This is a genomic window from Phytobacter ursingii, from assembly GCF_001022135.1.
Taxonomy (GTDB): Bacteria; Pseudomonadota; Gammaproteobacteria; order Enterobacterales; family Enterobacteriaceae; genus Phytobacter; species Phytobacter ursingii.
The window spans coordinates 3,746,033-3,755,471 of record NZ_CP011602.1; the positions used below are offsets into that span (position 1 = coordinate 3,746,033).

Genomic DNA, 9,439 nt, shown 5'->3' on the forward strand with positions numbered 1-9,439 from the left:
CGAAGTGTACTACACAATCGGTGGGGCAGTTTAGCACAAAGAGCGAAGATGCCCAACTTCCAGCGTATTCTTAATCAGCTTGCTTACGCAAAAACGCTGGAATATCCAGGTAATCCGGTTCTTTAGTCGTCTGCGGCGTATTGTCGTTGACCACTTTAGACTGAGGTTTCTGCTCCTGCTGCAGCGTCGACATACCGTGCTGCTGGTAGCGGTCCATTACCGGTTGCTGCTGCTGTTTGTTAGTCACCAGGGTAATTTCCGGACGTTTGTCCATACCAATACCGGTTGCTACAACAGTAACACGCAGCTCATCATTCATATCCGGATCCAGCGATGTACCAATAACAACAGTAGCATTGTCTGATGCGAATGCACGAATGGTGTTACCCACGGTTTCGAACTCATCCAGGCGCAGGTCGAAGCCCGCGGTGATGTTAACCAGCACGCCGCGCGCGCCAGACAGATCGATATCTTCCAACAGCGGAGAGGAAATCGCCATTTCCGCCGCTTCTTCTGCGCGGTCTTCGCCTCTTGCAACACCAGAGCCCATCATGGCGTAGCCCATTTCGGACATCACGGTACGCACGTCAGCGAAGTCAACGTTCATCAGACCCGGACGGGTAATCAGTTCGGCGATCCCCTGCACAGCGCCTTTCAGTACGTCGTTTGCCGCACCGAATGCATCCAGCAAAGAGATACCACGGCCGAGAACTTTCAGCAATTTATCGTTCGGGATAGTGATCAGCGAGTCCACATGTTTGGACAGCTCAGCGATACCCTGTTCAGCGAATGCCATTCGCTTCTTGCCTTCAAAGTTGAAAGGCTTGGTCACGACGGCAACCGTCAGGATACCCAAATCTTTAGCCACTTCCGCAACGACCGGTGCCGCACCCGTGCCGGTGCCGCCGCCCATACCCGCTGCGATAAAGACCATGTCAGCACCATCAAGCGCAGCGCGCAGTGCTTCACGATCCTCTTCAGCCGCATTACGACCTACTTCCGGGTTAGCCCCAGCGCCCAGACCTTTGGTGATACCACCACCGATCTGAATGGTCTGACCCACCGCAGTCTTACGCAACGCTTGCGCGTCGGTATTCACTGCGAAGAATTCAACACCCTCAATGCGCTCGCGCACCATGTGTTCAACGGCATTACCGCCGCCGCCACCGACGCCGATGACTTTAATCACCGCGTCGTTGGTCAGTTCCATAGGTTCAAACATAATTTCTCTCCGTTTTGTGCCTGTCGCCTGAGACCGCTAATGTTTTCCGGTCTCCGAAAATTAAAATTCTTTACGCAGCCAGCTGTTGATTCGTTTAAACCACGAGCCGACTGATGCACGTTTTTCCACTTCTGCTTCACCACTTAAATGGGTTTCTTTCCCGTAGTGCAGCAATCCCACCGCCGTTGAATAATACGGCTCCTGGGCGTAATCCGTTAGACCAGTAATATTGAGCGGCGCGCCAATACGCACTTGCGTATGGAATACACGCTGGGCACATGCCGCCAGACCTTCAATTTGCGCTGCCCCGCCCGTTAACACAATCCCCGCCGCCAGATGATGTTTCACCCCTTGCTGGCGAAGCTGCTCTTGTAACTGCAAAATCTCATCATTCACCAGATTGAGCAACTCGGTATAACGTGGCTCAATCACGTCGGCCAGCGTCTGGCGCTGTAAGCTACGCGGCGGACGCCCCCCCACACTTGGCACTTCAACACTCTCATCTTTACCCACGATGGAGCCCAGCGCACAACCATGACGAACTTTAATGGCTTCGGCGTCGCTTGGCGGCGTACCGAATGCATAGGCGATATCGCTGGTTACGACATTCCCTGCATACGGGATCACTTTCGTATGGCGCAGCGCTCCGCCTGTATACACAGCCATATCCATTGTACCACCGCCAATGTCTACAACGCAGACACCCAGCTCACGTTCATCCTCCGTCAACACGGAATAACTGGAGGCCAGTCCGGCGAAAATAAGTTGGTCAACTTTCAGACCGCAACGTTCCACCGCTTTAACAATGTTTTTCGCCATATCGTTATGGCAAGTGATCAGATGGACTTTCGCCTGCATACGCACACCCGAAAGACCTACCGGGTTTTTGATACCTTCCTGGTAATCAATGGCATATTCCTGAGGAATGACATGCAGAACGCGGTGTTCATCACGCACTCGAACCGATTTCGCCGTATGCACCACATTCTCTACATCTTCCTGCGTCACTTCTTCTTCTGAAATCGGCACCATACCAATTTCATTCTGGCAGCTAATATGTTTACCCGACAGCGCCAGATAAACAGAAGAAATCTGGCAATCGGCCATCAGTTCGGCCTGATCGATGGCGCGCTGAACGCATTTCACCACAGATTCCAGGTCGTTAACGCCACCTTTATCCATACCACGGGACGGGCAGCTTCCCACGCCGATGATATTGATCATACCGTCGGGCAGAACTTCCCCTACCAAAGCGGCTACCTTCGCGGTACCAATCTCCAGTCCTACTACCAGTTTTCTGTCCGTCGCCTTGATCATTATTGTTCTGCCTGTGCCTGATTCTGTTGCTGATTAGGGTCCTGAACTGGGGCCGGCTTCCAACCTACCGCCGCGCCAGAGTCATAGCGTAAATCCACGTAACTAATTTCTTTGCGATCCGCCTGCGCCTGCTGTTGCAGAACCGGGTACAATTCGACAAAGCGCGCCAGGCGTTTCATCGTATCGCCACGGCCGAGGTTGAGCTTAATATCGTTATTAAGCGTCACCTGCCACGACCGCCGGGCAGTCATCGCCGCCTCTTTCAACGTGAATTTATCCTTCGCCAGCACCTGTCCCATGTCATGGAAGCCCTGTAAAACTTCGCTCTCACTCCCTTCCGGGCCATAGAGCATGGGTAAAACCTGCTTGCTGGTTCGATCCGCAGGAACGCTGAACGAATTACCGTCCATGTCCACCATATGCTGATCATTCCAACGTGCTATAGGCACATATTCAACCAGATGAATCTTCAATTCATCAGGCCATTGCTTTCTTACACTTGCCTGCTTTATCCAGGGCAGACGTTCTATCTGGCTCTGGATTATATTGACATCCTGCGTCATAAACGTGCCGGGTGCGCCAAGCGCCAGAATAGACTGGCGAATATCGTCGTTGCGGGTGTAATGGCGATCGCCTGTCAACACCAGCTTCGACAACGGTAACCGTTGCGCATCTTCCATCCAGCCCAGGACTACCCAGCCGCTAGCCAACACGGTACACAACACCGTCAGCAGGAACAGAATTCCTGCAAGACGCGTTCCATTATTGCGGCGGGAGGATGGCATCTCCTCGACATCGCGATTTCGCGTGTTCAGCGCAGCCTGAGACATATCACTCCGCCAGTTCCAGAATTTGCACGACCAGTTGCGAGAAGGTTAATCCCGCCTGTCGCGCTGCCATCGGTACCAGGCTATGACTTGTCATACCCGGCGCGGTATTGGCTTCCAACAAATAAAACTGACCATCACTGTCTAACATGGCGTCAATTCGTCCCCAGCCCCGACATCCCAGCGCACGCCAGGCTTTCAGTACCAGGTTTTGTAAAGTGGCCTCATCGTTTGCTTCCAGACCTGACGGACAGAAATATTTCGTCTCATCAGAGAGATACTTCGCCTCATAATCATAGAAGGTTCCAGCGGGCTGAATACGAATTGAAGGTAAAATTTCTTTTCCGAGCATGGCAACTGTAAATTCGGGCCCACTTAGCCATTTTTCGATAAGAACTTCATCATCATGTTGAAAGGCAAGCGCTAACGCAGCCGTTAATGCACCAAATTCTTCAACTTTTGACATACCGACGCTTGAACCTTCGCGGCTCGGTTTAACGATAACCGGTAAACCTAACGCTTCAATGCGTTGAATAACGTCATTATTGAGCCCCGATTCAAATTCGTTGCGTGTTAAAGCAACCCACGGGGCAACAGGTAACCCCGCACCTTGCCAGAGCAATTTACTGCGTAATTTATCCATTGAGATTGCCGATGCCATAACGCCGCTGCCGGTATAAGGCACGCCTGTTAGCTCCAGCAACCCTTGCAGACTACCGTCTTCCCCGCCACGCCCATGCAGCGCAATGAATGCTTTATCGAAGCCCATCGCTTTCAGGCGAGTAACATCCACATCACGCGGGTCAATCGGGTGCGCATCAATGCCACCCTCACGTAAACCCGCAAGCACCGCAGCGCCGGAGTTTAATGACACCTCGCGCTCAGCAGAAATTCCGCCCAGCAGGACCGCGACTTTATCAGCCATTGCGCTCGTCCTCCTGTTGCGGCTTGAGTTTCGCTTCCGCCAACTGACGCGCAATCTTGCCAACGTTGCCCGCGCCCTGGATCAGAATTAAATCATTACCGGTCAGAACAGGAGCCAGCATAACCGCGGTTTGAGCCGGATCGGATACCAGGATCGGATCGATTTTCCCACGGCCACGAATAGTACGGCACAGGGAACGGCTGTCCGCCCCCGGGATCGGCGTTTCGCCCGCAGAGTAAACATCCAGCATCAACAGTGAATCGACCTGGGTCAGAACGTTGGCAAAATCGTCATACAGATCGCGCGTACGGGTAAAGCGATGCGGCTGGAAGACCATCACCAGATTTTTATCCGGCCAGCCTGCGCGTGCCGCTTTAATGGTGGCATCTACTTCCGTCGGATGGTGACCGTAATCATCCACCAGCATCGCAGTCCCTGGCTTACCGTTAACGGACGCCAGCGGAAACTCACCCAGAAAATCAAAACGACGCCCGGTGCCCTGGAAGCTTTCCAGCGCGCTAAGAATATCTTCGTCGTCGATGCCTTCCTCTGTCGCCACCGCGACCGCAGCCGCTGCATTAAGCGCATTATGGCGGCCCGGCGCATTCAGCGTGACATGCAGCTCCGGTTTGTCCTGACGAATCAGGGTGAAATGCCCTTGCGCGCCTTTCTGCTGATAGTTTTCAATGCGCACATCCGCATCCTGGCTAAAGCCATATGTGGTGAGCTGACGACCCACGCGCGGAAGTAATTCGCGAATGACCGGATCGTCCACGCACATCACCGCGCGACCATAAAACGGCAGGTTGTGCAGGAAATTAATAAATGTCGTTTTTAAATTCTCGAAGTCGCCCTGGTAGGTATCCATATGGTCAGCTTCGATATTAGTGACAATCGCCACCATCGGTTGCAGGTGGAGGAATGACGCATCACTCTCGTCTGCTTCCGCGATTAAATAACGGCTATTGCCCAGACGCGCATGTACGCCTGCCGCTTTTACCAGACCACCATTCACAAAGGTAGGATCAAGCCCGCCTTCGGCATAAATGCTGGCAACCATAGCAGTCGTTGTCGTTTTGCCATGCGTACCGGCGATAGCAATCCCGTGGCGAAAGCGCATCAGCTCTGCCAGCATTTCGGCACGGCGAATCACCGGGATACGCGCTTCGTTAGCGGCGACGATTTCCGGGTTATCAGCTGCAATCGCGCTGGACACGACGACGACACTTGCATCGCTAACGTTCTCCGGGCGATGGTTGAAGTAGATTGTCGCGCCAAGCGACGCCAACTGCTGCGTTACCGGATTCGGCGCCAAATCAGAACCGCTGATTTGATAGCCTTCGTTAGCCAGAACTTCGGCAATACCGCCCATGCCAGCACCGCCAATGCCGACAAAGTGAATGTGCCGGACGCGACGCATCTCAGGCACGATTGAACGCAGTTTCGCCAGTTGTTGTGTATTCATTCTCTAAACGCCATCTACCACTTCAAATTCGCGCGACGCAAAAGGCGTCGCCAGTATTAAGCCTGTGCTGCAAGACTCACTTCTTTCGCCACTCGTTCAGTGGCATCGGGAATGGCAGCGGCACGTGCGCGCTCGGCCATTTCCAGTAATGCTTCCCGGTTCCAGCTCGCGAGCGTTTCTGCCACGGCATCGACCGTAAATTGCGGTTGCTCCAGAATCTTCGCGGCACCCGCTTTTTCCAGCGGCAGCGCATTCCAGTACTGCTGCCGATCCTTATGCTGGAACGGAACAAATAACGCTGGCAGGCCGGCGGCAGCGATCTCGCTTACCGTCAGCGCGCCGGAACGGCATACCACGACATCCGCCCAGGCGTAGGCCTGCGCCATATCATCAATAAATTCGGTCACCTTATGCTGAGGCTGCCCGGCATCGGCATAGGCCTGCTCAACGGCTTGTTGAGCGCCCTTTCCACTCTGATGCCAGATAGTCACCGCGCTGCCCAGTTTTGCCGCGACCTGCGGCATGGTCTGATTCAGTACGCGCGCCCCCTGCGAACCGCCCACGACCAGAACCCGTACTGGCCCTTCACGGCCCGGTAACCGTTCTTGCGGCAATGGCAGCGCCAGTACATCCACACGTACCGGGTTTCCTACCACGTCTGCCTTCGGGAATGCGCCCGGGAAAGCCTGCATCACTTTGGTGGCGATCTTTGCCAACCATTTGTTGGTTAGCCCTGCAATGCCGTTTTGCTCATGCAGCACAACGGGAATGCCCAGCGACCATGCGGCTAGCCCGCCAGGGCCGGAGACATAACCGCCCATCCCCAACACGACGTCTGGCTTAAAGCGCTGCATAATGGCGCGCGCCTGACGCCAGGCGTTAAAAATTCTCACCGGCGCAAGCAGCAGAGCTTTTACCCCTTTACCGCGAAGGCCGGAGATACGGATGAAGTCAATCTCGATACCGTGTTTCGGTACCAAATCGGCTTCCATGCGATCGGCGGTTCCGAGCCAGCGCACTTGCCAGCCCTGATCCATTAAATGGTGCGCAACCGCCAGCCCGGGGAAAACATGCCCACCGGTACCGCCTGCCATCACCATTAACCGCTTCGGTTGACCGCTCATCGTGAACCTCGTGTAAACGCCTGGGCTTTTTCCAGACGCGTTTCATAATCAATTCGTAACAACAGCATGATCGCCGTCGACATAATCAATAAACTGGAGCCGCCATAACTGATAAGCGGCAGAGTCAGCCCTTTAGTCGGCAGCATACCTGCGGCAGCGCCAACGTTTACTAATGCCTGGAAGCTGAACCAAATGCCAATCGAGCAGGCCAGGAAACCAGAAAACCGCTGATCGATTTCCAGCGCTTTGCGTCCGATGGACATGGCGCGGAAAGCGACGAAGAATACCATTAAAAGAGCCAGTACCACACCGATATAACCCAGTTCTTCGCCGATGATGGCGAAGATGAAGTCGGTATGCGCTTCGGGCAAATACTCCAGCTTTTGTACGGAGTTCCCCAGTCCTTGCCCCCACAGCTCACCGCGACCAAATGCCATCAGCGACTGCGTCAATTGGTAGCCACTGCCAAACGGATCATCCCAGGGGTTCCAGAATGATGTCACACGACGAATACGGTATGGCTCCGCCAAAATCAGCAAAATCACCGCGGCGATACCGGAACCGATAATGGCGATGAACTGCCACAGTTTTGCCCCGGCCAGGAACAGCATCGCCAGCGTGGTAATAAAGAGCACCACCACGGTACCCAGGTCAGGCTGCGCCAGCAGTAGCACCGCGAGCACCATGATGACGCCCATCGGCTTGAGGAACCCGCGCAGGTTATTACGCACCTCATCTACCTTACGCACCAGGTAGTTCGCCAGATAACAGAACAGCGACAGCTTGGTAAATTCCGCTGGCTGGAAACGCATTACGCCCAGGTCAATCCAGCGCGACGCCCCGTTGATTGAGCTACCCACCACCAGAACAACCAACAGCATGACAATAGCGGCCACCAGCATTACCGAGCTCCAGCGCTGCCAGAACTCCATCGGCAACCGCAGCGTTACCAGCCCCAGACAAAACGCCAGGAAAAGATACAGCGCATGGCGTTTGGCAAAGAAGAATGGGTCTGCGGTCAACCTCTGCCCCACCGGCATTGACGCCGACGTCACCATGATAAAACCGATCGCCGCCAGGCCCAGCGTCAGCCAGAACAGCGTGCGGTCGTACATGACCAGACTGTCGTTATCTTTCTGGCGTGAGCCCATCACCCAACCTTTTAATGCACCAAACAGCCAGCTCAGGATCCCAAATCCTGGCAGGTGCGGCATTCTCGGGCGGGGGAGACTTAAACGCATCAACCTAACTCCTGCGCCAGGCGGGTAAAGACATCGCCACGCTGTTCAAAGTTCTTAAACTGATCGAGGCTGGCGCAGGCGGGCGATAACAACACCATGTCGCCCGGCTGTACCCGCGTCGCGATCAGGCGCATTGCCTGTTCCATATCCTGCGTTTGCTCGGTAATTTCCGGACGCAGCGCAGCCAGTTCCGCACCATCGCGGCCAAAGCAATACAAGCGAACATTGCTGCCTTCGAGATAGCGTTTCAGTGGAGAGAAGTCTGCCGATTTACCATCGCCACCGAGCAGCAGATGCAGCGTGCCATCCACATGCAGGCCGTTCAGTGCTGCCTCTGTACTGCCGACGTTGGTCGCTTTGGAATCGTTAATCCAGCGCACACCATTGTGCTCCAGCGCCAGCTGGAAGCGGTGCGCCAGGCCAGTAAACGTGGTTAACGCTTTCAGGCTGCTGGCGCGCGGCAATCCCACGGCATCGGCCAGGGCCAGTGCTGCCAGCGCGTTTGTATAATTATGCTGACCGCTAAGCTTCATCTCTTTAACGTTCAGAACCTTCTCACCTTTCACGCGCAGCCAGGTTTCCCCCTGCTGGCGATTGAGATGGTAATCGCCGACATCCACGCCAAAGCTAACGCAGCGCTCATCCGCGCCGCGCACCGGCATGGTCAGCGCGTCATCCGCATTGACAACACAAACTTTCGCATTTTCATAAACACGCAGTTTTGCCGCACGGTACTGCTGCAGACCAAACGGATACCGGTCCATATGATCTTCGGTGACATTGAGAATGGTCGCCGCGGCAGCATGCAGGCTGGATGTGGTTTCAAGCTGGAAGCTGGAAAGCTCCAGCACATAGAGATCGCAGGCAGATTCCAGCAGCATCAACGCGGGCAGACCGATGTTGCCGCCGACGCCCACGTTCTTGCCGGCGGATTTTGCCATTTCGCCCACCAGCGTCGTGACCGTGCTTTTACCGTTCGACCCGGTGATCGCCACGATCGGCGCCTGCGCCTCGCGGCAGAAAAGCTCAATATCACCTACGATCTCGACACCCGCATCTGCCGCTGCGCTCAACGAAGGGTGCGCCAGTGCGATCCCTGGACTCGCGACGATCAGATCGGCCGCCAACAGCCAGTCATCATTCAGACCACCAAGATAACGTTCCACCTCTTCCGGCAGCTTATCCAGCCCCGGCGGCGAAACGCGGGTGTCCATCACTTTTGGCGTAACGCCGCGCGCGCGGAAAAATTCCACGCACGAGAGTCCCGTCAGACCAAGACCAATAATGACGACTTTTTTACCCTGGTAATCTGCCATGA

The 9,439-nt window shown here is 54.9% G+C and carries 8 protein-coding genes; all 8 read right to left on the minus strand.

The genetic code is table 11. From position 1 onward, the window contains the following. Nucleotides 1-70: 70 nt before the first annotated feature. From ftsZ to murD, 8 genes are read right to left on the minus strand one after another with little or no spacing between them, the layout of a single operon-like run. Nucleotides 71-1,222 (minus strand): cell division protein FtsZ, encoded by a 1,152-nt coding sequence (ftsZ, locus tag AB182_RS21220; RefSeq protein ID WP_047371820.1) that lies wholly within the window; start codon nt 1,220-1,222, stop codon nt 71-73. A gap of 60 nt (nt 1,223-1,282) precedes the next feature. Further along, on the minus strand, nt 1,283-2,539 hold the full coding sequence (gene ftsA / locus AB182_RS21225) for a cell division protein FtsA (RefSeq protein WP_039078371.1): 1,257 nt from the start codon (nt 2,537-2,539) through the stop codon (nt 1,283-1,285). Further along, a complete protein-coding gene (ftsQ, locus tag AB182_RS21230) occupies nt 2,539-3,369 on the minus strand; it encodes a cell division protein FtsQ (RefSeq protein WP_047371821.1) in 831 nt (276 codons plus the stop codon). The genes ftsA and ftsQ overlap by 1 nt, the downstream gene beginning before the upstream one ends. A gap of 1 nt (nt 3,370) precedes the next feature. Then, complete coding sequence (locus AB182_RS21235; RefSeq protein WP_047371822.1) at nt 3,371-4,291, minus strand: D-alanine--D-alanine ligase; 921 nt, start codon at nt 4,289-4,291, stop codon at nt 3,371-3,373. Beyond that, nucleotides 4,284-5,756: a UDP-N-acetylmuramate--L-alanine ligase gene (murC, locus tag AB182_RS21240; RefSeq protein ID WP_047371823.1), complete on the minus strand. Its 1,473-nt coding sequence runs from the start codon at nt 5,754-5,756 to the stop codon at nt 4,284-4,286. Before murC ends, AB182_RS21235 begins: the two co-directional genes overlap by 8 nt. A gap of 56 nt (nt 5,757-5,812) precedes the next feature. Then, nucleotides 5,813-6,880, minus strand: coding sequence for an undecaprenyldiphospho-muramoylpentapeptide beta-N-acetylglucosaminyltransferase (gene murG / locus AB182_RS21245; RefSeq protein WP_047371824.1), 1,068 nt, complete (start codon nt 6,878-6,880; stop codon nt 5,813-5,815). Then, nucleotides 6,877-8,121, minus strand: a complete 1,245-nt coding sequence (ftsW, locus tag AB182_RS21250; RefSeq protein ID WP_047371825.1) for a cell division protein FtsW — start codon at nt 8,119-8,121, stop codon at nt 6,877-6,879. Before ftsW ends, murG begins: the two co-directional genes overlap by 4 nt. Then, nucleotides 8,121-9,437: a UDP-N-acetylmuramoyl-L-alanine--D-glutamate ligase gene (gene murD / locus AB182_RS21255; protein ID WP_047371826.1), complete on the minus strand. Its 1,317-nt coding sequence runs from the start codon at nt 9,435-9,437 to the stop codon at nt 8,121-8,123. Before murD ends, ftsW begins: the two co-directional genes overlap by 1 nt. Nucleotides 9,438-9,439: the final 2 nt, after the last annotated feature.

Excerpts from the sequence above, each read along its gene's own strand:
- ftsW (WP_047371825.1), bottom strand. The coding sequence starts at position 8,121 with ATGCGTTTAAGTCTCCCCCGCCCGAGAATGCCGCACCTGCCAGGATTT.
- murG (WP_047371824.1), bottom strand. The coding sequence starts at position 6,880 with ATGAGCGGTCAACCGAAGCGGTTAATGGTGATGGCAGGCGGTACCGGT.
- ftsZ (WP_047371820.1), bottom strand. The coding sequence starts at position 1,222 with ATGTTTGAACCTATGGAACTGACCAACGACGCGGTGATTAAAGTCATC.
- murD (WP_047371826.1), bottom strand. The coding sequence starts at position 9,437 with ATGGCAGATTACCAGGGTAAAAAAGTCGTCATTATTGGTCTTGGTCTG.
- AB182_RS21235 (WP_047371822.1), bottom strand. The coding sequence starts at position 4,291 with ATGGCTGATAAAGTCGCGGTCCTGCTGGGCGGAATTTCTGCTGAGCGC.
- ftsA (WP_039078371.1), bottom strand. The coding sequence starts at position 2,539 with ATGATCAAGGCGACGGACAGAAAACTGGTAGTAGGACTGGAGATTGGT.
- ftsQ (WP_047371821.1), bottom strand. The coding sequence starts at position 3,369 with ATGTCTCAGGCTGCGCTGAACACGCGAAATCGCGATGTCGAGGAGATG.
- murC (WP_047371823.1), bottom strand. The coding sequence starts at position 5,756 with ATGAATACACAACAACTGGCGAAACTGCGTTCAATCGTGCCTGAGATG.